Origin of the sequence: Pelistega indica (assembly GCF_000506865.1) — a bacterium.
Taxonomy (GTDB): domain Bacteria; phylum Pseudomonadota; class Gammaproteobacteria; order Burkholderiales; family Burkholderiaceae_B; genus Taylorella; species Taylorella indica.
In genome coordinates, this window is the sequence record NZ_AYSV01000063.1 from 1 (window position 1) to 26,271 (window position 26,271).

Annotated in this window: 24 protein-coding genes and 5 pseudogenes; 9 read left to right on the top strand and 20 right to left on the bottom strand. The window is 38.3% G+C overall.

Features of this window, described 5'->3' with window-relative positions; all coding sequences use genetic code 11:
• Nucleotides 1–271: pseudogene (locus tag V757_RS29145) on the bottom strand (transposase); the annotation flags it as partial.
• Between the two features lie 199 nt (nt 272–470).
• On the opposite strand from V757_RS29145, the gene V757_RS18580 reads away from it, so the two are divergent.
• The 5 genes and pseudogenes from V757_RS18580 (at nt 471) to V757_RS18600 (ending at nt 5,885) form a co-directional block, all read left to right on the top strand.
• Nucleotides 471–884 carry a type II toxin-antitoxin system HicB family antitoxin gene (locus V757_RS18580; RefSeq protein WP_023950025.1) on the top strand — a complete coding sequence of 138 codons (414 nt, stop codon included), beginning with the start codon at nt 471–473 and terminating at the stop codon, nt 882–884.
• Between the two features lie 133 nt (nt 885–1,017).
• Nucleotides 1,018–1,839, top strand: coding sequence for a 2,3,4,5-tetrahydropyridine-2,6-dicarboxylate N-succinyltransferase (gene dapD, locus V757_RS18585; protein ID WP_023950026.1), 822 nt, complete (start codon nt 1,018–1,020; stop codon nt 1,837–1,839).
• A 10-nt stretch (nt 1,840–1,849) separates the two neighbouring features.
• Nucleotides 1,850–2,983, top strand: a complete 1,134-nt coding sequence (gene dapE, locus V757_RS18590; protein WP_031274254.1) for a succinyl-diaminopimelate desuccinylase — start codon at nt 1,850–1,852, stop codon at nt 2,981–2,983.
• 34 nt (nt 2,984–3,017) lie between these two features.
• Entirely contained in the window at nt 3,018–3,824 is an 807-nt protein-coding gene (gene prmB / locus V757_RS18595) for a 50S ribosomal protein L3 N(5)-glutamine methyltransferase (protein ID WP_315970367.1), read from the top strand.
• A gap of 131 nt (nt 3,825–3,955) precedes the next feature.
• A pseudogene (locus V757_RS18600) lies at nt 3,956–5,885 on the top strand (ABC-F family ATP-binding cassette domain-containing protein).
• Here V757_RS18600 and rnhB read toward each other — a convergent pair.
• From rnhB to rpsB, 17 genes and pseudogenes are all read right to left on the bottom strand, one after another.
• A complete protein-coding gene (rnhB, locus tag V757_RS18605) occupies nt 5,866–6,483 on the bottom strand; it encodes a ribonuclease HII (RefSeq protein WP_023950030.1) in 618 nt (205 codons plus the stop codon). The pseudogene V757_RS18600 and the gene rnhB overlap by 20 nt on opposite strands.
• Nucleotides 6,484–6,496: 13 nt before the next feature.
• On the bottom strand, nt 6,497–7,666 hold the full coding sequence (gene lpxB, locus V757_RS18610; protein ID WP_023950032.1) for a lipid-A-disaccharide synthase: 1,170 nt from the start codon (nt 7,664–7,666) through the stop codon (nt 6,497–6,499).
• A gap of 6 nt (nt 7,667–7,672) precedes the next feature.
• A complete protein-coding gene (gene lpxA, locus V757_RS18615) occupies nt 7,673–8,470 on the bottom strand; it encodes an acyl-ACP--UDP-N-acetylglucosamine O-acyltransferase (protein ID WP_023950034.1) in 798 nt (265 codons plus the stop codon).
• A 1-nt stretch (nt 8,471) separates the two neighbouring features.
• Complete coding sequence (fabZ, locus tag V757_RS18620; RefSeq protein ID WP_023950036.1) at nt 8,472–8,927, bottom strand: 3-hydroxyacyl-ACP dehydratase FabZ; 456 nt, start codon at nt 8,925–8,927, stop codon at nt 8,472–8,474.
• Nucleotides 8,928–8,952: 25 nt separating this feature from the next.
• Nucleotides 8,953–10,059 (bottom strand): UDP-3-O-(3-hydroxymyristoyl)glucosamine N-acyltransferase, encoded by a 1,107-nt coding sequence (lpxD, locus tag V757_RS18625; RefSeq protein WP_023950038.1) that lies wholly within the window; start codon nt 10,057–10,059, stop codon nt 8,953–8,955.
• 3 nt (nt 10,060–10,062) lie between these two features.
• Nucleotides 10,063–10,624, bottom strand: a pseudogene (locus V757_RS18630) (OmpH/Skp family outer membrane protein).
• A 45-nt stretch (nt 10,625–10,669) separates the two neighbouring features.
• Nucleotides 10,670–13,033 carry an outer membrane protein assembly factor BamA gene (gene bamA / locus V757_RS18635; protein ID WP_023950039.1) on the bottom strand — a complete coding sequence of 788 codons (2,364 nt, stop codon included), beginning with the start codon at nt 13,031–13,033 and terminating at the stop codon, nt 10,670–10,672.
• A 116-nt stretch (nt 13,034–13,149) separates the two neighbouring features.
• Complete coding sequence (gene rseP / locus V757_RS18640; RefSeq protein ID WP_023950040.1) at nt 13,150–14,490, bottom strand: RIP metalloprotease RseP; 1,341 nt, start codon at nt 14,488–14,490, stop codon at nt 13,150–13,152.
• Nucleotides 14,491–14,492: 2 nt separating this feature from the next.
• Nucleotides 14,493–15,665, bottom strand: a complete 1,173-nt coding sequence (ispC, locus tag V757_RS18645; RefSeq protein ID WP_023950041.1) for a 1-deoxy-D-xylulose-5-phosphate reductoisomerase — start codon at nt 15,663–15,665, stop codon at nt 14,493–14,495.
• Nucleotides 15,666–15,668: 3 nt separating this feature from the next.
• Nucleotides 15,669–16,046 carry a phosphatidate cytidylyltransferase gene (locus V757_RS27450; protein WP_052019254.1) on the bottom strand — a complete coding sequence of 126 codons (378 nt, stop codon included), beginning with the start codon at nt 16,044–16,046 and terminating at the stop codon, nt 15,669–15,671.
• Nucleotides 16,009–16,215, bottom strand: coding sequence for a phosphatidate cytidylyltransferase (locus V757_RS29885; protein ID WP_147628846.1), 207 nt, complete (start codon nt 16,213–16,215; stop codon nt 16,009–16,011). The genes V757_RS27450 and V757_RS29885 overlap by 38 nt, the downstream gene beginning before the upstream one ends.
• Nucleotides 16,178–16,582, bottom strand: coding sequence for a cytidylyltransferase family protein (locus tag V757_RS27455; RefSeq protein WP_052019256.1), 405 nt, complete (start codon nt 16,580–16,582; stop codon nt 16,178–16,180). Before V757_RS27455 ends, V757_RS29885 begins: the two co-directional genes overlap by 38 nt.
• A gap of 2 nt (nt 16,583–16,584) precedes the next feature.
• Nucleotides 16,585–17,339: pseudogene (gene uppS, locus V757_RS18655) on the bottom strand (polyprenyl diphosphate synthase).
• Between the two features lie 6 nt (nt 17,340–17,345).
• The gene (gene frr, locus V757_RS18660) at nt 17,346–17,906 is read right to left on the bottom strand and encodes a ribosome recycling factor (protein WP_023950042.1); all 561 of its coding nucleotides are present in this window, start codon (nt 17,904–17,906) and stop codon (nt 17,346–17,348) included.
• A 37-nt stretch (nt 17,907–17,943) separates the two neighbouring features.
• Nucleotides 17,944–18,657 carry a UMP kinase gene (gene pyrH, locus V757_RS18665; protein WP_023950043.1) on the bottom strand — a complete coding sequence of 238 codons (714 nt, stop codon included), beginning with the start codon at nt 18,655–18,657 and terminating at the stop codon, nt 17,944–17,946.
• Between the two features lie 338 nt (nt 18,658–18,995).
• Nucleotides 18,996–19,871, bottom strand: coding sequence for a translation elongation factor Ts (tsf, locus tag V757_RS18670; protein WP_023950044.1), 876 nt, complete (start codon nt 19,869–19,871; stop codon nt 18,996–18,998).
• Between the two features lie 135 nt (nt 19,872–20,006).
• Nucleotides 20,007–20,744 carry a 30S ribosomal protein S2 gene (rpsB, locus tag V757_RS18675; protein WP_023950045.1) on the bottom strand — a complete coding sequence of 246 codons (738 nt, stop codon included), beginning with the start codon at nt 20,742–20,744 and terminating at the stop codon, nt 20,007–20,009.
• 315 nt (nt 20,745–21,059) lie between these two features.
• On the opposite strand from rpsB, the gene map reads away from it, so the two are divergent.
• Nucleotides 21,060–21,863, top strand: a complete 804-nt coding sequence (gene map, locus V757_RS18680) for a type I methionyl aminopeptidase (RefSeq protein WP_023950046.1) — start codon at nt 21,060–21,062, stop codon at nt 21,861–21,863.
• 11 nt (nt 21,864–21,874) lie between these two features.
• Nucleotides 21,875–24,472 (top strand): [protein-PII] uridylyltransferase, encoded by a 2,598-nt coding sequence (locus V757_RS18685; RefSeq protein ID WP_023950047.1) that lies wholly within the window; start codon nt 21,875–21,877, stop codon nt 24,470–24,472.
• Here the strand turns inward: V757_RS18685 and V757_RS29585 are convergent.
• Nucleotides 24,464–24,640: a hypothetical protein gene (locus V757_RS29585; protein WP_261796488.1), complete on the bottom strand. Its 177-nt coding sequence runs from the start codon at nt 24,638–24,640 to the stop codon at nt 24,464–24,466. The genes V757_RS18685 and V757_RS29585 overlap by 9 nt on opposite strands.
• Here V757_RS29585 and V757_RS18690 point away from each other — a divergent pair.
• Both V757_RS18690 and V757_RS18695 read left to right on the top strand, forming a co-directional pair.
• Nucleotides 24,558–25,164: pseudogene (locus tag V757_RS18690) on the top strand (MarC family protein). The gene V757_RS29585 and the pseudogene V757_RS18690 overlap by 83 nt on opposite strands.
• Before the next feature lies 1 nt (nt 25,165).
• Nucleotides 25,166–25,669, top strand: a complete 504-nt coding sequence (locus V757_RS18695) for a disulfide bond formation protein B (RefSeq protein ID WP_031274261.1) — start codon at nt 25,166–25,168, stop codon at nt 25,667–25,669.
• Between the two features lie 93 nt (nt 25,670–25,762).
• On the opposite strand, the gene V757_RS18700 is transcribed toward V757_RS18695, so the two are convergent.
• Nucleotides 25,763–26,191, bottom strand: coding sequence for an Lrp/AsnC family transcriptional regulator (locus V757_RS18700; protein ID WP_031274263.1), 429 nt, complete (start codon nt 26,189–26,191; stop codon nt 25,763–25,765).
• Nucleotides 26,192–26,271 lie beyond the last annotated feature (80 nt).

The window sequence follows — 26,271 nt, forward strand, 5'->3', positions numbered from 1 at the left end:
TTGAGGTTCTTTTTTATGATTTCTTTCCTGCATTCTACTGGATTTAAGACTTGAGCTCGGCATATCATCTGCTTGAGCCGATCGATTCTCCGCTTCGAGTTCTTTTAAGCGTTCTTACATCAGAGACTTCCATCCCCCCATAACGTTCTCGCCATTTGTAGAATGTGGCAGAAGAAATGCCATGTTGACGGCATAACTCTTGAACAGGGGTGCCTGCCTCGGCTTGTTTAAGAATGTTGATAATTTGGCTTTCGCTAGTACGTTTACTCATGGTAAAACTCCTTTGAAATAAGTTTACGGTAACGTTCAAAAAAGTTCTACTTTCTTGTTGTCTTAATTTAGGGGATGGTTACAAACTTTATTTCAAAAATAAGCAATCCGTCATGCCACGACACCCTGCTAAGGAAATAGCTAATGGCACCATTGAAGCAATCAAAAAACAACTCGGTCTTAGATAAAAAAGGAAAAATATGCTCTATCCTGCTATATTTACCAAAGAAAACACAGGTTATAGTGTGACTTTTCGTGATATTCCTGAAGCGATTACTTGCGGAGACAATTGGAATGATGCACTACATATGGCAAAAGATGCGCTCATCACTGCTCTAGATTTCTACTTTGAAGATCAACGAGAAGTACCTAGTCCTAGCAAAGCACAGGAAGGTGATGTGCTTATTGAGTTACCCTCTAGTCTTTATGCAAAAGTTTTATTACTCAATGAAATGGTCAAACAACACGTCTCCAATGCTGAGTTGGCTCGTCGTATTGATGTTAGACCCCAAGAAATGCAGCGTATCACTAATCTAAACCATCCCACCAAAATTGATACCATTGCTAAATCACTGGCTGCATTAAATAAGCAATTAATCTTAACGCTTGCATGAATCAGCCGTTCATACGGTCTCTCATGCTAAAATCATCCCTACCTTTATCGTCACACATTTGCGATAAAAAAGCTATTTCGTCCATTTAAGGCTAGTTTGTCCTAGCTAAAACTGTCCAAGAGAGCAATTTATTATGACCCAACAACTTCAATCTCTATTAGAACAAGCATGGGAAGACCGTGCAAACATCTCTATTGACACAGCCTCTGCAGAGCTTAAAGATGCCGTAAATACCGCCATTGCTGGTCTAGATGCAGGTACTTTCCGCGTAGCCGAAAAAATTAATGGTCAATGGCAAGTAAATCAATGGCTAAAAAAAGCTGTTTTATTATCGTTTAGATTAAATGACAATGCCATCATTAATGGTGCTCCTCTTCAGTTCTACGATAAAGTACCGCTAAAATGCCAAGACTATACTAGTGAAGACTTCAAAAAAGCAGGCTTCCGTGTTGTTCCTCCTGCTGTTGCTCGCCGTGGTGCTTTTATCGGTAAAAATGTAGTACTTATGCCCTCTTACGTCAATATTGGTGCTTATGTTGATGAAGGCACAATGGTTGATACATGGGCAACGGTTGGCTCATGCGCTCAAATTGGTAAAAACGTTCACCTATCAGGGGGTGTCGGTATTGGTGGCGTATTAGAGCCATTACAAGCTAACCCTACGATTATTGAAGATAACTGCTTTATCGGTGCTCGCTCAGAAATTGTAGAGGGTGTGATTGTAGAAGAGAACTCTGTTCTTGCTATGGGCGTATTTCTCTCTCAAAGCACTAAAATCTATAATCGTGAGACAGGTGAAATTACCTATGGTCGTGTACCGTCTGGCTCGGTCGTAGTCCCCGGCTCTTTACCTAGTGCTGATGGTACTCATAGCCTTGCTTGCGCTGTTATTGTAAAACGTGTTGATGCACAGACTCGTTCAAAAACAAGTATTAATGATTTATTAAGAGCCTAATACAATGACGATGACTAAACCAACTGTTTTAGAATTAGCAATTGATTTAATTAATCGTGATTCCATTACGCCAGAAGATAAGGGCTGCCAAGAGCGAATTACCGAAATTCTTGAAGAGGTAGGTTTTCAGGCTGAATATCTACCGTTTGAAGACGTACAAAACTTGTGGATTCGTAAAGGAACACAACATCCTGTTGTGGTTTTTGCTGGTCATACTGATGTTGTGCCTACTGGTCCAGTTGATTGTTGGTCATCACCACCGTTTGAGGCAACTGTAAAAGATGGCTTGCTTTATGGCCGTGGGGCAGCTGATATGAAAAGCTCAGTGGCTGCCTTTACCTTAGCTTGTCGTGAATTTGTGGAAAAACACCCTGATCACAAAGGCTCGCTTGCTCTACTCATCACGTCTGATGAAGAAGGTCCTTCTATCAATGGCACCGTTAAGGTATGTGAAGTATTAAAGCAACGACAAGAACATATTGACTATTGTATTGTTGGAGAGCCAACGTCAAGTAAAGCATTTGGTGATACGATTAAAAACGGTCGTAGAGGTTCGCTAACAGGTACCTTAACCATTAAAGGTAAACAAGGTCATGTCGCTTATCCAGAAAAAGTCCGTAATCCAATTCACTTAAGTGCACAGGCCATCGCTGATTTAAGCGCTCAGGTGTGGGATAACGGGAATGATTATTTTCCACCGACCACCTTCCAAATCTCCAATTATCACTCTGGTACTGGTGCAACAAATGTTGTTCCTGGCACTGCAACAGTTATTTTTAATTTCCGTTTTTCTACCGCTAGCACACCTGAAAGTTTGAAAAAAACGGTACACTCTATTTTAGATAAGTATCATCTAGACTATGACTTAGATTGGGTTTTGGGTGGGGAGCCATTCTTAACTGAAACAGGTAACTTAACTAAAGCGATTCAACAAGCAATCCTAGATACAACAGGTATTACCGCGGAGTTAAATACGGTGGGTGGCACATCAGATGGGCGTTTTATTGCTAAAATTTGCCCACAAGTGATTGAGTTTGGACCGATTAATGCCTCTATTCACCAGCTAAATGAGCATATTGCTGTTGATGACTTAGAGCCATTAAAAGAAATTTATAAAAAAACCTTGAGCAATCTTCTACTCTAATCTGCTAGTCTTTTTTATGAAAAAGGATTGAACCATGAGTTCTACTGAAAACTTTGAAGAATTAACGACAATTCGTGATGTAATTCGCTATGCAGTTTCCCAATTTAATGAACATAAACTGTTCTTTGGGCATGGTTCTGATAATGCATGGGATGAGGCTGTTTATTTAACGCTTTTTGCTCTAAATTTGCCCTTAGATGAGTTAGATGTTTATATTGATGCACATATCTTGAAAAAAGAGAGAAAACGTTGCTTAGATCTCATCCATGAACGCGTTAAAAAAAGAGTTCCCCTAGCTTACTTAACAGGTGAGGCTTGGCTACAAGGTTATCGCTTTATTGTCGATAAGCATGTTATCGTTCCTCGCTCCCCTATCTCAGAATTACTTGGACAACAATTAAGCCCATGGGTCATTAATCCAGACGCAAGATTAAACATTCTCGATATGTGTACTGGGTCTGCTAATTTGGCTATTTTAGCGGCAATTAACTTCCCTCATGCGCATGTTGATGCTGTCGATGTCTCTGAAAAAGCCCTTAAAGTCGCTAAGCAGAATGTTGAGCTTTATCAGTTTGCTCATCAAGTAAGTCTATACCAAAGTGATTTATTCACTGACTTACCTGAAAAACAATATGACATCATTATTTGCAACCCACCTTATGTCAATGAAACCTCTATGCAAGCTCTTCCTGAAGAGTATCAAAATGAGCCTAAGATGGCACTTACAGGTGGTGAGGATGGCATGGATCTAATCCGTAAAATCCTACATGATGCCCCCCGTTATCTTCGTGATGAGGCTTTATTGTCTTGGAAATTGGTCATGAATATGAAAACTTCTTGACTGTTTTTCCTTCTATCAACCCAACACTACTAGAAACAGAAACGACTACAGAAAGCATTCTTTTACTCACCAAAGAAGATTTGCTCATGTTGGATTAATTGATTTATTTTAGCTATTTTAGTTTACGTTAAATGATTCGTGCTTCACATCTTAGCCTTCGCCGAGGAACAAAAGTCCTATTAGATAATACTGATTTTGTTGTTCATCCCGGAGAGCGTGTTGGTATTGTTGGTAAAAACGGAGCTGGAAAATCCAGTTTATTTGCACTAATACTCGGTGAAATTGATCAGGATGCAGGCGATTTAGAAATCCCTGCTTCTTGGCGAATTGCTCATGTAAAACAAAATACACTCATCGGCAAACAGTCTGCTAGAGACTTTGTGATAGACGGTGATACACACCTTAGAGCACTTCAAGAGCAACGTCTACATACAGCTGACAATGATGGACAACGAATTGCCGAACTAGAACATGAGCTGACTGAAGCCGGGCATTGGACAGCAAAATCACGAGCTGAACAGTTATTAGCAGGTCTAGGCTTTACCCCTGAGCAATGGGAAGAAGCTATTGAGAATTTTTCTGGTGGATGGCAGGTAAGACTGGCATTAGCTCGTGCTTTAATGATGCCTTCAGATTTATTATTACTGGATGAGCCAACTAACCATTTAGACTTAGATGCTATGCTGTGGCTAGAAAAATGGCTACACAGCTATCCGGGTACTGTTCTCTTAATCTCTCATGATACAGAGTTTCTTAATGCGGTTGCAAAAACTATTTTAAATTTTGACGGTCAGCAATTGGTACGCTACAAAGGTGACTACGACAGTTTTCTAACACAAAAAGCCGAACGCCTACGTCAACAACAAGTCGCTATTGATAGACAGGCAAGAGAGACGCAACGTTTGCAAAGCTTTATTGATCGTTTTAAAGCCAAAGCTACCAAGGCAAAACAGGCTCAAAGTCGTGTTAAAGCACTAGCACGAATGCAAGCACTATCCCCTATTAAAGTAGAATCTTCCATTGACATAAAAATTCCATCGCCTGATCATATGCCTGATCCTTTATTGGTGATGGATAAACTCTGTGTGGGATACCACACTGATCAAGGTGATAAACCTATTCTTAGCCATATCAGCTTAATGCTTCGTGGTGGTGCTCGTATTGGCGTACTGGGTGTTAACGGTGCTGGTAAATCCACACTTATCAAAACAATTGCCCATGAAATACCTCCTTTATCAGGAACATTCACGGCATCTAAAGGCTTATCTATAGGCTATTTTGCACAACATCAACTGGATATGTTGGATATGCAAGCTACTCCTTTGATGCATTTACAGCGTATTGCTGATCCTGCTATCCGTGAGCAAGAGCTAAGAAATTATTTAGGTACGTTTGGTTTTAGTGGTGACACTGTTAATTCAGTTATTCTGCCTTTTTCAGGTGGTGAAAAAGCCCGTCTCGCTTTATCATTGATTGTATGGCAAAAGCCAAATTTATTATTACTGGATGAGCCTAGTAATCACCTTGATACCGATACTCGTGAAGCATTAGCAACGGCATTAGCTGAATTTGAAGGAAGTGTACTGTTAGTTTCGCATGATCGTCATCTATTGCGAACAACTGTGGATAGTTTTTGGATTGTTGCCGATGGCTCTGTTATTGAATTTGACGGGGATTTAGAAGATTATCAAGCATGGCTAAATAATCGCCAACAGCAACAACGCAAAGAAGACCGTCAAGTCAATTCCTCTGATATTGTCATAGACAGAAAGGAACAAAAACGTTTAGAGGCTGAAGAGCGTCAACGTAAATCTGCTTTACGTAAACCATTAGAAAAAAAGGCGATTGACTTAGAAAATAAAGTACAGCGTATTCAGCAACGTATTAGCGAAATTGATGCTTTTATTGCGGATGAAAGCTTTTACTCCGATGCTAGACGAGATGAAGCGGATAAAATTACTCGAAGAACACGGTAATCTTAGCCGTCAAGCAACAGAGCTTGAAGAAGAATGGCTTAATACTCTTGAAGAAATAGAAGCCATTAATCAGCAAGGTGTTTAAATACAAGCATTTCTTTGACTGGAGAAAAGCTCCTACGGTGAGCTATACAGGGACCATATTGCTTTAATAAAGAAAGATGCTGTGCTGTGCCATAGCCTTTATGTTGATTGAATGCATATTGTGGAAATTGTTGATGCAACTCAACCAAAGAGGCATCACGTGCTGTTTTAGCGAGAATAGACGCGGCAGAAATGCATTGCTCTTTTAAATCTCCCTTTACAATAGCTCTAGCAGGTATTCTTAATTCCTTTGGCACCCTATTTCCATCAATAAGTACCAGTTCTGGTTTGATAGACAATCCTTTAACGGCTCTTATCATCGCTAACATCGTTGCTTGTAATATATTAAGCGTATCAATTTCTGTCACACTCGCACTGGCAATACACCAAGCTAATGCTTTTTGTTTAATTTCTATCGCTAATTTATCACGTTTAGCTTCGGATAATTTTTTTGAATCTGTTAAACCTTCTATGGAATAATTGCCATCTAAAATAACAGCTGCCGCAAAGACATCACCAGCTAGAGGCCCTCTTCCTGCTTCGTCAACACCAGCAATCAGCTGATAGTTTTCTACGTCAAATAGTGATAAATTTTCCACTCGCTATGCCATCCTAACGATTCGCCAAAGATAAAATCACCTCTGCTGCTTTTTGTGCTGTGTCTTGTTTTAAGGTTAAATGAAGTTGGTGAAATTTTTGTTTTAAATCTGAAATATATTCCACATCTTCAAGTGCCTTAATACACGCTTGGCTTAATTGGTTTGGATTGGCCTCTTCTTGTAATAGCTCCGGCACAGCAAACTCATTTAATAATACATTTGGTAAACCCACCCAGGGGACATAAGGCTTTTCTTGACCTGATTTCCACTCCATTATTTTTCTCACTAAGGGCGAGAGTTTATAGGAGATAACCATAGGTTTTTTGAATAAAGCTGTTTCTAATGTCGCTGTACCACTAGCCACCAATGCTGCATCACAAGCTTGCATAACATTCCATGAAATAGGCCAATCAGAGACTTTTTTATCGTAAATATGTAGATTGGGTACGGGTATATCTTTAGCAATGGTATTGAACTGAGTCTTGCGTTTTTCATTCACCAAAGGCACAATAAAATGTAAATTTGGATCCCGCTGTGCAAGCAATTGAGCTGTTTTTAAAAAAGGCTCTGCGAGGAGTTTTATTTCTGAACTACGGCTGCCAGGAAGTATCGCCAACACTTTAGCATCTATAGGCAATCCTAAAGCCTGTTTTGCTTGTTGAATATCTGTATCAAGAGGAATTTGTGATGCTAAAGGATGACCCACAAAAGTAACAGGTATTCCTTCTTTTTTATAAATAGCTGTTTCAAAAGGAAAAAGCACCAACATATGCGATACAGCTTCGCGTATTTGGTGAATCCGCTCATATCGCCAAGCCCAGATTGAGGGGCCTACAAAATGAACCGTTGGAATACCATTAGCTTTAAGTTTATGCTCTAAACGCAAATTAAAGTCAGGCGCATCTACACCAACATAAACATCGGGTTTGTTCATTAAAAGACGTTTTTCCAGCCCTTTATAGGTAGCAATCAGCTTAGGTAAAGACTTCAACGCATCTACATAACCAAATACTGTCAGCAAATCCATAGGATAGTCAATATGCATCCCCGTTGCTGCCATATTTGGACCACCAATACCATTAAAAGACAAGTTAGCTTGGTGATCTTGCATACCCTTAATAATACGTGAGGCCAGTAAATCCCCTGAGGGTTCACCGGCCACTATCGCTATTTTCTTACTCATAGACAATTAATGATTATTACGACCAATACCACGACCTGATGTCGAGAAAAAGTCTAAAAATACTTGCAAGTGATCTGCGCAGTCTGGGTGTTGCCCTTGTAATCGTTTTAATTCTGTGATGGCATCAGGCAGTGGTAATTGACGCAAATAAATTACCTTGTAAGCTTCTCTAAGAACTTGAATCTGTTCAGCCGTAAAACCACGACGCTTTAACCCTTCGGAATTAATCCCTGCAGGTTTATAAGGTTGCCCTGCTCCTAACACATAGGGAGGAATATCCTGACGAATGGAAGACATGCCTCCTGTCATTGAATGAGCGCCAATATGGATAAATTGATGTGCTGCAGACATACCACCAATAATCGCCCAATCACCCACATGGATATGTCCTGCTAATTGAACCGTATTAGCAATAATGGTATGGCTACCGATTTGGCAATCATGTGCGATATGGACATAAGCCATAATCCAGTTATCATTACCTAATCTTGTCACACCAACATCTTGAGACGTACCAGTATTAATAGTCACATATTCACGGATGGTATTATTGTCACCTATTTCTAAGTAAGTGATTTCATTATTATATTTTTTATCTTGAGGAATACCACCAATAGAGCAGAATCGATAGAAAACGTTGTTTTTTCCAATCGTTGTATGCCCATCAATTACACAGTGCTCACCAACGATTGTTCCCTCACCAATCTTTACGTTCTCATGAATCACCGCATATGCTTTGACTTCTACGCTTTCATGAAGATCAGCACCTTCATGTACAATTGCTGTTGGATGTATCTTGGCCATATTATTCACCTATATCACGGATAGCACACATAATTTTGGCTTCTGCAACCACCTGCCCATCTACGAGAGCTTTCGCATCATATTTACACATTACTTTACTGATTCGAATGGCTTTCACTTCTAATCTTAATTGATCACCAGGTACAACCGGTTTACGGAATCTGGCTTCATCCACACCAACTAAATAATAAGCTGTTGTTTTGCTATCGAGTGTCGTTTCACCGTCAGGTTTTGAAAACGAAAAAATGGCGGCAGCTTGTGCTAGAGCTTCAATAATTAATACACCAGGCATAACTGGTAAATGGGGGAAATGTCCTACAAAAAAAGGCTCATTAATTGTCACATTTTTAATCGCAACAATACTTTCCCCCGGTACCATCTCAATAACCCTATCCACCAATAGCATTGGATAACGATGAGGGATGTGTTCCATAATACCACGAATGTCTATTTCCATAATTCTTCCACTATTCGATACAAATTTATTCTTTACTATCCATATTATCGATGAATTGTTCTACTTTTTGTAAACGACGGCGTAATTCATACAATCCCGTTAGCGCAGCAGCATTTCTTTGCCAATCTCTATGTTCTTGAATTGGCCACGCACCTGTATATCTTCCCGGTTTTGTAATACTTGACATGACTCCCGTAGCACCAGAAATATGGACATCATCACCTAATTCTATATGGCCAGCCATCATCGCTGCACCAGCTAAAGTACAACGTTTACCTATTTTTGTAGAACCAGCAATCCCCACACAAGCCGCCATGGCTGTATGTTCACCAACCTCACAGTTATGACCAATCATAATTTGGTTATCTAGTTTAACCCCTCTATGAATAACTGTATTGGCTAATGCCCCACGATCAATCGTTGTATTAGCACCGATCTCTACATCGTCTTCAATGATAACAGTGCCCAACTGAGAAATCTTAGACCATGCTCCTTGCTCCTTGGTTGAGTCAGGAGCAAAACCAAAGCCATCTGCACCGATTACAGCGCCACTATGAATAATACAATGACGACCAATTTCTACGCCATGGTATAAAGTCACGTTAGGATAAAGCTTAGTTCCTTGACCGACCTTACATCCTTCACCGACTACAGCACCAGCCTCAATGACGACATCATCCTCAATCACAGCATTGGCTTCAATAACAGCTAACGCTCTGATTGTAACGTTTTTACCTATTTTAGCCGTACTATCAATTGATGCTTTTTCATGTATTTGTGCTGTATGGTGAGAAAATTTTGCTTTCTCAAACCATTGAGTAATGCGAGCATAAAGTAAATAAGGCTGTTCACATTCAACAATAGTAAATGGCACATCAGCAGGCAAAGCATCAATCGCTTTTTTAGGAAGAATGACTGCACCAGCTTTAGTCACTTGCAACAAATCAAAAAATTTTGCATTGGCCAAAAAACCAATTTCCTGCTCTGTTGCATCTACTAATGAACCAATGCCCCTTATAGTAGGCATACCTTTAGCATTAGTTTTAATAGTATAATCAATGCCAGAAGTATCTACTTGGGAAAGTAAATTATCTAAGCATACAGCTTGATTTGTTGCAAGGATTATTGTCATAGATTATTTTTTCGCATCTAATGCTTTAATAACACGGTCAGTAATATCAACTCGTGGGCTAACAGTTACCGCATCTTGTAAAATTAAATCATAATCTTCTTTTTCAGCAATATCTTTAATAGCTAAGTTAGCTTTTTCAACGATAGTTGCAAACGCATCGTTACGTCGACGGTTAAAGTCTTCCTGAAACTCCCGACGTTTACGTTGTAAGTCCGTATCTAAATCAGTAAGTTCTCGCTGTGCTTTTGCACGATCACTATCTGACATTACTGGTGCATTTTTGTCAAATTTCTCATATTTTGCACGTAAATCACCTGCCAATTTTTGTAAATCAGCATCACGTTTTTTGAACTCTTCTTCAATTTTCGCTTCAGCTGCTTTTGCTGGGCTAGACTCACGTAATAATTTTTCTAGTATTAACAAAACCAATTTTGATAGCTGTTGTAGCTTCCGTTGCTGCAGGAGCAGCTTTTTTCTCTTCAGCTGGTTTGATTTGTGCAAACACACTAGTAACACTTGATAAGCCTAAAGCTGTTACTAAAAGAGCTTTTGTAAATTGACTCATTTTCAAAACCTTTAAAATAATTTATCTCAATAAAAAAATCGTTAATTAGAATGATGTACCAATTTGGAATTGGAATTGTTGTTTATCATCACCTTGTTTAGCATTTAATGGACGAGCATATGACAATTGTAATGGACCTAATGGTGAGTTCCATGATAGACCAATACCTGCAGAATAACGCCATCCGCAAGGGTCTGTAACCACTGAGCCATAGGTAGAAGAGCCCGCAGTACACTTTTGTCCTCCAGTCACCCCTACTTTACCCGCATCTGCAAACAAGAACCATCTCAAAGAGCGATCATTTTGTGTACCCGGGAATGGTAAAAATAACTGTGCATTCGCTAAGATACGTGTATTACCCCCTAAATAGTCACCAGAAAGGGTATCTCTTGGACCCAATGATGATCCCTCATAACCACGAACAGAACCAATACCACCTGCATATAAATTTTTAATCACAGGGAAATTATTCTTTGTACCATATGTTCTTCCCCAATCGGCTGCCACATTAAAGGCTAGCGTATAGTCTTTGCTTAATGGTAGATAATACTGCTGTTGCGCACTTAAGATATAGTACTTCAAATCACCTACACTACCAACAGCATTTAAAGACGTTAGATAACCTTTTGTCGGAGCAATCGCACTATCTCTCGTGTCTTTCGTCCAACCAACGTTAAAAATCACAGAGTTAGTTTTTGCACCATATTGATCCACAAAGTCACGATAGGCTTGAGGGAATACATATCCAGCTGGCGGAAGCGTAATTTTGTTTTGTTCAAATGTGGCTCCCATAAAAATACGATCATTTTCAGAAATTGGGACACCAAAATTCATTCCAAAACCAATAGAACGAATTTTATAAGTATCCTCATCTTGGTCCAGAGATGAATTATAGGGTTTATCTAAACGATAATAGGCTGTTGTGGTACGGCTAATTCCACTGGTTGTCCAATATGGATCTGTATGTGTTAATACAATATTACGATTATATTTAGACGTATTGAACGTTAATCCTAAATCTGTACCTGATCCGAAAATATTATCTTGACTAATCCCTGCTTGGAAAGATAATTTGTCCGATGAACCATATCCAACACCTAAGTTAATCATGCCTGTTGGTTTTTCTTTGACATCCACTTGAATATCTACCTGATCATCAGACCCCTCAACAGGGACTTGAGAAATATTGACATCATTAAAATAACCTAGACGATCTATCCTATCTCGAGATGTAGCAACACGCGTACCGTCATACCAAGCCGCCTCAGCTTGGCGCATCTCACGACGAATCACCTGATCTCTCGTGCGAACGTTACCACCTATATCAATACGACGAACATATATGCGTTTACCCGGCTCAACAAAGAAAACCAAATCCACTTCTTGAGTACCTGCGACTGGTTGAGGAACAGGATTCACTTGTGCTAACGCATAACCAAGCTCGGCCAAACGCATACTTATCGCATTGGCTGTTTGACGTGCCTTGGTAATATTAAATAGCTCCCCTGGTTTATTTTCAATCAAACCTTTCAGCTCTTCATTCATCCCTAACAAATCGCCTGCTACATTAACCTTACGAATCGTATATGGCTTTCCTTCACTCACCGTCATATTGATACCAATATCTTCGAGATTTGGAGAAATACTCACCTGAGGGGTATCTACCTTAACATCAAGGTAGCCATAATCCATGTAATAATCACGAATTCTTTCCACATCAGCATTTAATGTTTCGCGTGAAAATTTATCTGTTCCTGTAAACCACGTCATAAATCCAGGAGTTGTTAAATTCATTTCGTCTTCTAGATCAGAAGATGAAATCGCCTTATTCCCAACAAAGTTAATCTCTCGAATTTTGGCAACTTTACCTTCATTAACAAGGAAACTCACTCCAACACGATTATTTGGTAATGGCGTAATTGTTGGTTGAATATCAACACTATAATTACCTTTTAAAACGTATTGATTGCGTAATTCTGTTTTGGCTTTGTCTAATAGTGCTGGATCAAAGGCACGCCCTTCACCAAATCCAACAGCGCTTAAAGACTTAACGATATCATCACTTTTAAAAGCATTCATACCTTCAAAAATAACCGATGAAATAGTAGGACGCTCATCAACGGCAATATTAATCACCCTACCTTGAGTTGATATTTTTACATCATTAAATAAACCAGTGGCATATAATCGACGTAAAGAATCTGTTGCCATTTCTTGGGTAAACGTTTGCCCTACTTTGGCAGGAATATAACTAAACACCATACCCGGTTCAGTACTTTTCAGACCAGTCACACGAATATCTTGAACCACAAAAGGTGAAAAGGCTGACGCCGTCATCGGAAGTGCTATAGCCGATATCAATGAGGCTAATACTGTTTTATTTAATTGTTTTAAGTGGCGAATAGTCATTCGTACTTTCCTTGAAGATGAGTATCCATAGTTTAAGCAAGATATTTTAAGTCATAACAGCGATGTTTGTCAGTAAATTCAGTACTAATACCTAATAAACCTCTATGCAAAAGCCTCTAAGTAAAAATCCTTAAAATATCATTTGTAAAAGCAAAAATCATTAGCATGAGTAAAAAGCCATATCCAATTCTCATTAAACCCTCTAAAACGGCGTCTGATAATGGCTTTCCACGCACTAATTCTACAAAATTGATTAGCATCTGTCCTCCATCTAACGCAGGTATTGGTAGTAAGTTTAACACCCCAATACTAATGCTAATCAGTGCAATAAACTGTATAAAATTCAATAAACCATTTTCAGCTACTTTACCTGAATAATCCGCAATGGTTAAGGGACCGCTAATATTTTTAAGAGACGCTTGCCCTGTCAACATTTTGAACATCATCTTTAATGAGAACCAAGCCGTATCCCATGTTTTATTCATTGCCTTAGTAAACGCTTCTATTGGCGAATAAGCTACTTTAACTAATGGAAAATCTGCTCTAAATTCAGCATTAATTCTACCTTTAACCCCACCATCATTGACTTGTGGATTATCACTCTCAACAGCCACTGGAGTGATCGCCATAGAAATTTCCGTGCCATTTCTATTAACGAGTAAATTTAAAGTTTGATTAGGAGATTGCTGAATTTTTCCAATAACCTCATTAATTCCTAACTGATATTGTCCATCAATACCAATAATTTTATCACCTTGCTTTAAACCCGCTTTTTCTGCAGGACCGTCAGGAATAATCCGTTGAATGGTAGGTGGAGGAGATAACAACATTAACCCCTGCTCTTTCAGCCAATTGACTTCTTCCAGATTTCCTTTAAAAGCAGTGGGATGTAACGTAATTGTTTTGATCGTATCTTGTTTAGTGTTGATAGTTAATTCTACTGCTTGGCCTAGCGTAAAAGGACCAATCAACTCGTCCACAGCCTCAACCCAACTCTTAATAGCTTGACCATTAACAGCCACAATTTTATCTCCCTCTCTAATTCCACCTTGATAGGCAATTGTGGATTGTTGAGGATTCGCTAAAATAGCTTCAGGTTGGTTTTCACCAACCATAAAAACACCTGTATAAAGAATGATGCCTAGTAAAAAACTAAAAAAAGGCCCCGCTGCATAAATGACTATTTTTTGAAACGCAGATTTTTCAGCAATAGACTCACCAATAGGATTATTAGGGATACGAGGCTCAGCTAATGGTTTTACATAACCACCTAAAGGCAACATAGAAATCACCCATTCCGTTCCCTTTTTATCTTTTTTCTTAAATAAAACTTTGCCAAAACCCAACGAAAATCTTTCTACATAAACATGATAGAAACGGGCCGCAAAATAATGTCCGAATTCATGAAATACCACTACCACACTAATCGTAATGATAAACATTAATAAACTAAACAATACTATCCCCTCATGCTAGATTGTAAATGATGTCGAGTTTTTTCTCGCACTACCTTATCAAAAGCAATCACCTCATCAATATGATTTAAAGAAGGGATGGTAATTTGCTCAAGCATGGTTTCAATTGTTTTTGCAATATCCGTAAATCTAATCGATTTTTGCAAAAAATTCTCCACGGCTATTTCATTTGCTGCATTAAGAACAGTACATGCCCCTCCACCCTCTTTCAAGGCGTCAAAAGCCAATCGTAAACAAGGATAACGCTTAAAATCAGGTGGCATAAAATCCAGTCTAGATAACCCTAGCAAATCAAAACTAGCTGCATTATGTGAAATTCTCTCTGGATAGGCCAATGCGTATGAAATTGGAATACGCATATCATGGTGCCCCAATTGCGCTAATAAAGAGCCATCAATAAACTGCACCATTGAATGCACAATACTTTGTGGATGAATGACTACCTCAATTTGCTCCACCGATAAATCAAAAAGCCATTTCGCTTCAATAACTTCCAGACCTTTGTTCACCATCGTAGCAGAATCCACAGATATTTTTCTTCCCATTGACCAATTAGGATGCTTACACGCCTGTTCAGGGGTAACACTTTCTAACTCTGCAAGCGTTTTCTCTCTAAAAGGACCACCAGATGCCGTAACAATCACTTTTTGTAAGTATTTTTTAGGGTTTTCTGCTGGTAAACATTGAAAAATAGCATTGTGTTCACTATCTAATGGCAATAAGGTGGCGTTATGCTGTACAACTGCATCCATAAATAATGCCCCAGCACTGACTAAAACCTCTTTATTAGCTAATAAAATACGTTTACCAGCACACGCTGCCGCATAAGCACTTTTTAAACCAGCCGCTCCTACAATAGCACATACAACCGTATCAACTTCATTGTCCTGTGCTGTTGTACACAACCCCTCTTGTCCCAATCTAATCTCTGGCTGACAAGACTTACCAGCATGAATTTGTTTAAATGTTTTTAATGCATTTTCATCAGGCAATATAAGCACTTTAGGGCAAAATTTTTGCGTTAATAAACTAAGTTTTTCTAATTGCGAAAATGCACTTAACGCATAAATCTTATATTTTTCTGGATGACTGGCAATAATATCCAAGGTACTATCACCTATAGACCCTGTAGCACCAAAAACAACAATAGATTGCATAATTTAGATTACATAAAAAATAAAAATAAACGCCATTGCTATTGGACTTACCGCCAAAACAGAATCCAATCTATCCCAAAAACCACCATGACCAGGCAATAAATGACTTGAATCTTTAACACTAGCACGTCTTTTTAATAAAGACTCATATAAATCACCAAAAATAGATAACACAGCCATAGCAAGACCCACACCTACAGCACCAATCAGCCCTATATGTTGAGTAATAAGCGAAGAAAAAGTATTATCAATATAGGCACTGACGATCATCCAAATAGCCGCACTTGACACACCACAAATGGCTCCAGAACGTGTTTTTCCTGGGCTAATAGCTGGGGCTAATTTAGAGCCACCAAAAAGATCTTCCCCCAAAATAGGCAAAAATATCGGCGCACCAAATAATAATTAGAAAACTGAATAAAAACCACGCCCCAAAAAACAAATAACTTAGCAAGATACTCGCCCACGTGGTAATTACAGCAAATACAGCAAAAACACTATGAAATATACTATTATTCACCACCTGTGTTTTGGCTTGATATAACACCATAGGAATGATGAATAGCCATACAAAGCTCACAAAAAAAGGACAACATCATCAACACAGAAAAAGTGACTGTAGGCCATGGATTTGCTTGAAAAGATTTGATATCAGTGAGAGTACTCAAAAGATTTTCATTACCATTTTGCAATAATACAAAATACATGAGAATAAACAAGACAAACACTACCAACGATATAGCACCTGCTATTGTTTTTTTAGATTGATTGTTTAAAGAAATCCGTAACCACTCATACAATGTTATCGCAGAAGCAATAGAGATAAATAAAGCAAAATACAATGGGTTGCTTAGCGACATGACTGTTGCTAAAAGTGCAATCAGTACAATTGCGGTAATAATTCTAGGAATTAACATAATTATGAGTCTAGTTGAGCCGAGGTACGTCCAAAACGTCGTTCGCGTTGAGCATACCAAGTGATAGCCGCTTCAAAATCAGCCGTTGAAAAATCTGGCCAGTAGGTATCCGTAAAATACAGTTCGGTATAAGCTAATTGCCAAATCAAAAAGTTTGAGATTCGAATCTCTCCCCTGTTCGAATAAATAAATCAGGCTCAGGAGCATAAGACATTGATAAGAAAGGGGTTATTTCATTTTCAGAAATAACATCATCGAGTGCAACTTGCTTAGCAAGTCTCGTTTTGATCACTTGTTGCATCGCTTGCAAAATATCCCATCTACCACCATAGTTGGCACAAATAGTCAAGGTAAGCCCTGTATTTTGATGTGTCAAATGCTCAGCTTCTTGAATAAGCTTGCCTAAATTATCCCCGAATGGTTCAAGATCTCCAACCACTTTTAAACGGATATTATGCTTATTGAGCTTCACTACTTCTTTTTGCAAAGCCTTTACAAATAGCTTCATGAGAAGGCTAACCTCCTCTTCTGGGCGACGCCAATTTTCTGAACTAAATGCAAACAAAGTTAAATATGGAATATTTTCTCTCGCACATAATTCCACTGCTCTACGGACAGCTTGTACACCTCGTATATGACCTGCCGTACGAGGAAGTTTGCGTGAGGTCGCCCAACGACCGTTGCCATCCATAATGATGGCAACATGTCGTGGTTTTGCAGAAACCTCCGGAACGTTTTGAGTAGAGCTAACTATCATTAAGGCTTATACCTTCATGATTTCAGCTTCTTTTTCTGCCACTAACTTATCAATTTCTGCGACATATTTATCCGTCATTTTTTGAATAACATCCTGTGTACGACGCTCATCATCTTCAGAAATTTCTTTGTCTTTTAGTAAACGTTTTAGGGCATCATTACCATCACGACGCAAATTACGAACAGCCACTTTTGCGTCTTCACCCTCTGAACGCACAACTTTGGTCAAATCACGACGTCGCTCTTCCGTTAACGGTGGCATTGGGACACGAATAGACTCACTCATACCAACGGGGTTTAAGCCTAAGTCAGACTCACGAATCGCTTTTTCAATTGGACCAGCCATGTTTTTTTCCCATGGTTGAACATTTAATGTCCTAGCATCAATCACTGTAACATTAGCAACCTGTCCGACTGGCACCATAGAACCATAATAGTCCACTGTTACATGGTCTAAAATACCAGCATGTGCACGTCCTGTACGGATTTTTGAGAGATTACCCTTAAGATTTTCAATCGATTTACCCATACGAGTTTCTGTTGATTTTGTAATTTCAGAAATACTCATTATTAACCTTTCAAGTTTAAATTGATTTATGTTTAAATTAAATATGAACTAACGTACCTTCATCTTCACCTGCTACTGCACGTTTTAGTGCACCAGGTTTGTTGATAGAAAATACATTGATTGGTAATTTTTGATCACGACACAAAGCAAAGGCTGTAGCATCCATCACTTCAAGACGTTTACTAATCGCTTCGTCAAATGTGATACGAGAATAACGTGTTGCATTTGGATCTTTTTTAGGATCTGCTGTGTAGATACCATCAACTTTAGTTGCTTTTAGAACGATTTCAACACCCATCTCAGCACCACGCAAAGCAGCAGCAGTATCAGTTGTAAAGAAAGGATTACCTGTCCCTGCCGCAAAAATGACTACTTTTTTCTCTTCTAGATAACGTAATGCTTTCGGGCGAATATATGGTTCTACTACTTGATCAATATTCAAAGCAGACTGAACGCGCGCTACGACACCATGATTTTTTAACGCATCTTGTAAAGCTAAGGCATTCATCACAGTCGCTAGCATACCCATATAATCTGCTGTTGCACGATCCATTCCCTGAGCACCGGGGGCAATACCACGGAAAATATTGCCACCACCGATAACAATAGCTAACTCAACACCCTGTTTCGCTACCTCTGCAATTTCTTCAGTCATTCTTATAATAGTTGCACGATTAATACCGAATGCGTCCTCACCCATCAATGCTTCACCAGAAAGCTTAAGTAATACACGTTTATAAGAAATAGCCATGGTTTGAATCCCTTGAAAGAAAATAATCGCTATTTTAACAATTTTATGACATCAATTCAGCCCAAAAGAGTGCATTAGTGAATGAAAACAGCTGATTTTTGTATTTCAGCGTGTAATTATTCTCTCCACTCTTGATTTCTCATAAACTCATTATTGCTAAACTGTTTATAGCACACAAAGCCACCTACTTCTGCAGAAGACTGGAAGATATTTTTTAAAAAATATACAAAAAATCAACCCTCTATTTATAAAATAGAGGGTTAAAATATAGCTAAATCTTTATTTTAACTTTGACGAACTTTTTTTAGCATAGGCTAAAAATTTCATGCACCAAAGAATTATTTAGCTTGAGTCATTGAGGCAACTTCAGCAGCAAAGTCTGTTGTCGCTTTCTCAATACCTTCACCAACGATAAATAAAGCAAAACTTTGAACAGCTGCTTTTTTCTCTTTAAGCATTTGCTCTACGCTTAATTTATCATTTTTAACGAAAGGTTGATTTAATAGAGTAACTTCTTTTAAGAATTTAGCCACAGATCCTTCAACCATTTTTTCAACAATTTCAGCTGGCTTACCAGATTCAGCGGCTTTTTGAGAAGCTACTGAACGTTCTTTTTCGATATCCTCAGCAGAAACGCCTGTTTGATCTAATGCTTTTGGCTTAGTTGCAGCTACATGCATTGCCACATCTTTACCAACCTCTGCATCACCAGAGTACTCAACAAGAACGCCAATACGACCACCATGGCTATAACTAGCAATACTGTTTGGTGTATCAATACGTTGGAAACGGCGAATTGAAATATTTTCACCAATTTTACCCACTAGAGCAGCACGTGTTGTTTCTACTGTACCTTCACCGAAAGCTAAATCAGCTAACGCAGCTACATCAGCAGGTTTAGCTTCAGCAATTTTCTTAGCTAATGAATTAACAAAATTAATGAAATCATCTTGTTTTGCAACAAAGTCAGTTTCGCAGTTTACTTCAACAACAGCACCAGATTTTGCATTATCAGAAACAAATAAACCAACAAGACCTTCTGCTGTAACGCGGCTAGCTACTTTGCTGGCTTTGTTACCTAACTTAACACGAAGAATTTCTTCTGCACGCGCTAAATCACCCTCTGCTTCTACTAATGCTTTTTTACACTCCATCATAGGAGCATCAGTTTTTTCACGTAATTCGCGAACCATTGCAGCGCTAATTTCAGCCATGTTTTCTCCAAATTTAAATAAATGACTCAATAATTGAGCCGTAATCAATCTATAAAAATAAAGTCGCACTCAAGTATATACTCTCAGCGACTTTATTATAAAAACTCTCGTTTACACTAAAACGACAGTACTCACTTATTCTGCCGCAGCTTCTTCTGCTGATTCTTCACGAATCTCTTCTACTAAGCCATCTTCACGTTGTTGACGACCTTCTAAAATCGCATCCGCAATACCTGCAGCATATAACTCAATCGCTTTTGCAGAGTCATCATTACCAGGAATAACAAAATCAACACCGTCTGGTGAGTGGTTAGTATCTACAACAGCAATCACTGGAATACCTAATGTACGAGCTTCTTGGATAGCAATTTTGTGGTAGCCAACGTCTACTACAAATAATGCAGCAGGAAGTTTGTGCATATCTTTGATACCACCGATTGATTTGTTTAATTTTTCCAAATCACGAGTGAACAACAATGCTTCTTTTTTAGGTAAACGCTCAACACTACCATCTTGCTCAGCTGCTTCCATATCTTTTAAGCGTTTGATAGAAGACTTAACTGTTTTAAAGTTAGTCATCATACCACCTAACCAACGATTATTTACGTATGGTACATTAGCACGAGTAGCTTGTTCAGCGATAATTTCACGAGCAGAACGTTTTGTACCAACAAACAGAATATCACCACCACGAGCAGCTGTTTGACGAACAAAATTTACTGCTTCTAAGTATTTAGCAACTGTTTTTTCTAAGTTAATGATATGAATTTTATTACGTTGACCAAAAATGTATTGACCCATTTTTGGATTCCAGTAACGTGTTTGGTGACCAAAATGAACACCAGCTTCTAACATTTGACGCATTAATGACATATTTTTCTCCACAGGGTTATGTCTTGTACAACAGTCAGTATCGGTATTTTTATAATATGTACCAACACCCTATGCGACTGTGCACGCTATTAAATAAACAATAAACTACCTATAAATCTTCACAACCATATAACAAAAGAACGCAAGCACTTTGTAAAAGAAGTACACTTACTCCCTAAGGCTTTTTTCTTTATTAATTACATATTAAAAATGTTTTAAGCATCTTTAATTTTGCGTAATTTATCAATATAGGTTTAGAATTTTCCTAGATAAGCCTATAATTATATACTGTTTTTAAACTAATGTTCAAGTTTTATGCCTATTCTAAAAAATCCTGAAGATATTCAGAAAATGAGGGCGGCTTGCAGAGATGCCGCCAAAGCACTGGACTACATTACCCCTTTTGTAAAAGCGGGCGTTACTACTGGTGAATTAGATCGTTTAGTCATCGATTATATTGACAACGTGCTTCATGTTAAATCAGCAACGATTGGCTATGGCCCCCCAGGACACCCCCCTTTCCCTGCTAGTATTTGTACCTCTATAAATAACGTCATTTGCCATGGCATTCCAGGAGATAAAGTTTTAAAAGACGGTGATATTATGAATATAGATATCACCATCATCAAAGATGGTTGGTTTGGTGACACAAGTCGTATGTATCACATAGGTGAGCCTTCTATTCAAGCTAAAAAATTAAGCGATACTGCTTATGAATGTATGTGGCTAGGGATTGAACAAGTGAAACCTGGGGCAACCTTAGGGGATATTGGTCATGCCATCCAAACCCATGCTCAAGCACAGGGTTTTTCTGTTGTGCGTGATTATTGTGGTCATGGTATTGGTCAAGTGTTTCATGATGATCCTATGGTATTACACTATGGCAAACCTCATACTGGATTAAAGCTAGTGGAAGGCATGACCTTTACGATAGAGCCTATGATTAATGCTGGCCACTATGCCACAAAAATACTACCTGACAAATGGACTGTAGTAACAAAAGATCGTAGCTTATCTGCCCAATGGGAACATACTATTATTGTGACAGCTGATGGATATGAAGTATTAACTGTTTCTGATAATATGCCTGCCCCACCCGCATTTATTATTAACAAATAGTGTATATCAATATGACAGTTGCTCAAGATTTGCAAGCGATTAAACAGACAACGGCTCATGAACAAGCGGAGTTAAGAGAAAAGTATCAGCAGCATCAATTAAATCCTAATGAGTTCTTATTACTGCATAGCCAGCGTATAGATTGTTGTTTAAGCAAAGTAATTGAGCTCTGTCCTCTACCTGACGGTGCCGCTTTGTGTGCTGTGGGTGGCTATGGTAGAGAGCAACTGTTCCCCTATTCCGATATTGATATCCTTATTTTATTAGCGAATGAGCCTCAAAAAGAAGATAAAGCCAAAATTGAAATGTTGGTGCAATCTTTTTGGGATTTGGGTTTAGATATTGGTGCAAGTGTTAGAACAATCAAAGACTGCTTACGTGAAGCTAAAAACGACATTACTATTGAGACTAGTCTTCTTGAGTGCCGTTATATCTTGGGTAATCAACAATTAGTTAAGCAATTACACAAAGAGTTTTTCCAGCATCATAATCCACAAGATTTTTTTCTAGCAAAACAGTTAGAAATGAATCAGCGTTATGCTCGTTACAATAATACCCCTTATTCACTAGAACCAAACTGTAAAGAATCACCAGGCACACTACGTGATATTCAACTCATTCAGTGGCTTGCTCTTTCAAACAACATTCAAGATGGTTGGAATGGCTTAGTAAAAGCTAATCTGATGACAGAAAAAGAAGCAGAAGTCATCAAAAAAACGGAGAATAATTTTCTACGTTTCAGAATAGAACTACATCTTATTCATCAAAAAAGAGATGATCGCATTCTCTTTCATGTTCAGCCATTATTAGCTGAAGTGTATGGATACACAGCACAGGGAGGGAAACGTCCGTCAGAAAATTTCATGCAAGATTATTATGGTGCGGCCCGTATCGTAAATCTGATTACGCACTTCATGATACTCAACTTCAAAAATTATTTATTCCCTGACTCTGACAAACGTATTACTCCTATTGATGATGATTTTCAAAAAATTGGGCAATTATTAGATATTCGTCATGATGATGCTTTTGAGAAAAACCCTAGTCTGCTATTAAAGGCTTTTTTGGTATTACAGCAACACTCTGATTTAGATGACTTCAGTGTTCGTACACAACGCCTGATTTGGAGTGAACGCAAACGTATTGATTCTGCTTTTCGTCAAAATCGCGTTAATCAACAAATTTTTCTTGAAATTTTAAAACACCCCACAGGAATTGTGCATACGTTTAGACGACTATCTAAACTAAAAATCCTGCCTCGTTATATTCCCTCTTGGCAAAAAATTGTTGGGCAAATGCAGCATGATTTATTTCATGTTTATACGGTCGATCAGCATACCTTGCAAGTAATTCGTTATATGCGTCGCTTTACTATGCCTGAATATGCTCAAGATAACCCATTAGCAGCACAACTGATTGCTGATTTTGAGGATGTATGGTTGCTATATATCGCTGCCCTATTTCATGATATTGCTAAAGGTAGAGGTGGCGATCACTCTGAATTAGGAGCCATTGAAGTACGACAATTCGCAGAATTACATCAACTATCATCAGAAGACACTGATTTATTAGAATTTTTAGTAGCTAACCATTTACTACTTTCATCTGTTGCTCAGAAAAAAGATTTATCCGACCCCGAGGTCATTAAAGAATTTAGTGAAAAAGTTAAAACACGTCGTCGTCTTACCGCACTCTATTTACTGACAGTAGCTGATGTCCGTGGTACTAGTCCAAAAGTATGGAACGCATGGAAAGGACAACTTTTTCAAAATCTCTACAACAGTACAGCATTATTGTTTGAGAGTGATCACTTTGATAGAAACACGATTTTGTCACAACGAAAAGAACAAGCCAATGCAATTATCAAATTAAGTGGTTTGTCTGATAATGAGCGTGATAGATTCTGGTCAAAAATGGATGTCGCTTACTTCTTACGTCATGAAGCTAGCGATATCGCTTGGCACACTCGTGTATTAAATGCTCATATGGATACCCAACGCACTATCGTACGAGCACGCCCGGTAGAAAAAAGTGACCATATGCAAATTGTAGTGTTCACCAAAGATAAATTGAATTTATTTGAAATCATAGCTGCCTATTTTTATCGTCATCGTATTAACATTCTCGATGCTAGAATTCATACAAATACTGATGGGTATGCGCTAGATAGTTTTTCAGTTTCTTCAGAAACCTTTCATAATCCTAGAGATTTTGTATCGATTATTGAAAATAGCTTAGCTGAAGCCATTGATAATGCTAATATACAAGCATTAAATACAACTCAACGCAAAAGCTACTCTGTTGGAGCTGAGGTTAGGCGCTCTCGCACCTTTCCCATTGTCCCAAAGATAGAGCTAATAAAGGATGAGTACGGTCAATCTTGGTTGCTAACGATTACGACGACAGATTGTCCAGGTATTCTTTACCATCTGGCACATTTGTTTAATCAACACCATATTAATTTGGTAATGGCAAAAATTATGACCTTGGGGGAAAGAGCCGAAGACGTTTTCATGATTTCTAATTCTCAATTAGAGAATCCTAAAAATCAATTGGCTTTTGAACGTGATATTTTAGAGATGTTGAACCAACTGATTCTATTAAAATAAGCCTATGTCATCTATTTTTATTAGTAATTTATTATTTGTCTTTGCAACAGTATTACCCATTCTAAATCCCCCTGGCGTTGCCCCCATTTTCTGGACAATGACCAGTGGAGCCAATGCAGCTACTCGTAAAATGTTATCCAAGAGAATTGCTGTTAACGTCTTCATCATGGTTGTTGCGGCGAATTTTTTTAGGTAATTTTGTACTGACTATGCTTGGTATCTCCCTCTCTGTTGTGCGTGTTGGTGGTGGCTTATTAGTTATTGCTGCCGCATGGAAACTATTAAATGCTGAAGATCCTGATACAAGTCTACACCCTATGAACAGTGAGGAATATACAGTAGACAAAGCAAAAAACAATGCCTTTTATCCACTAACCTTTCCGATTACCTGTGGTCCAGGAACTATTGCAGCAGCCATTACCGTGGGTGCAAGTTTGCAAATTAACTCAATTAATACAGATACCTTTGCTATTTTAAGTGGTACTATATTGGGTGTATTAGGCGTAGCACTAACTGTGTATCTTTGCCTACGCTTTGCGGCACAATTCCTACATCGATTAGGACGTAATGGAACAACTATTTTCATGCGTTTATCAGCCTTTATCTTGTTATGCATCGGCGTACAAATTCTATGGGCAGGTATCCATGATTTAGTAATATCTCTCTACACTGACGTTGCAAAAATTAAATAATATGAATTCTCAAAAAATACTAAATTTTATTGCTTTTCTATGTATTGCTGCTGTTGGCTTTGCATTATTCTCACAGCACTATTTAGGCATGCTACCGTGTGCATGGTGTGTCTTGCAACGACTTATTTTGTTGACTATCGCCGTCATTTGCTTATTAGCCAATCTATTTAAGCCTCTCTTTTTAATTCGTCTCTGTGCGTTTCTAAGTTTTTCACTATCTATTACAGGGATTCTTAGTGCTTGGTATCAATATAGTGTAGCGTCTAATTTAGTTTCTTGTGATATGACATTTGCGGACAGATTTATGTCAAAATGGACAGGTTTAGATGCTATGTTCCCTTGGTTATTCGGTATTTTTGCTACTTGTATGGACGCAAAGGTGAGCTTATTAGGTATTGATTATGCACTATGGGCATTAGCTATGTTTGTTCTTTGTGCTTTACTCTCTTTGATTGCTGTATTTAGAAAAAATAACCGTGAATTATTTTCGCATTATTCTTATTAAGTGAAAGTATATATCACCATTAAATTAGATAGCTATCAATACTAAATGATCTCAAGGGATAATGTTTTACATTATCCCTTTTCATTTATCCATTTATAAATACGTTTTTAAATGGATACTTGTTTCAGAGTTACTAATATTCTTGATTAATCGAATCCTTTCGAGCGCTTTACCTAGTGCTTCTAAAGACGGAGCCCTTAACTCAACCAGAATATCCCAACGTCCATTTGTATCATACATTGCCGCTACACAGGGATCGCCCCTTAACGCTTTAACTACTGATAAAGTCATATTACCCTCAATAGCAATGCTTGTCCAAGCATGAACTCTTTCTGTATCATGTTCTTCTAGTAACTCCACCGTATACCCCTTGATGACGCCATTATCTTCAAGTTTAGCAATACGATTGGTAACTGTCCCTCGAGAAACCTTTAATTTTTTCGCTAAATAAGCAATAGAATAACGAGCATTTTCTCGTAATAATTCAATTAGCTGATGATCTGTTTGGTCAAAATTATGCATAAAAATATCAAAATAATAATTAATACTGTCATTATGATAAACATATAGACAAATATTAGCATAATTTAGCATTTTAATTG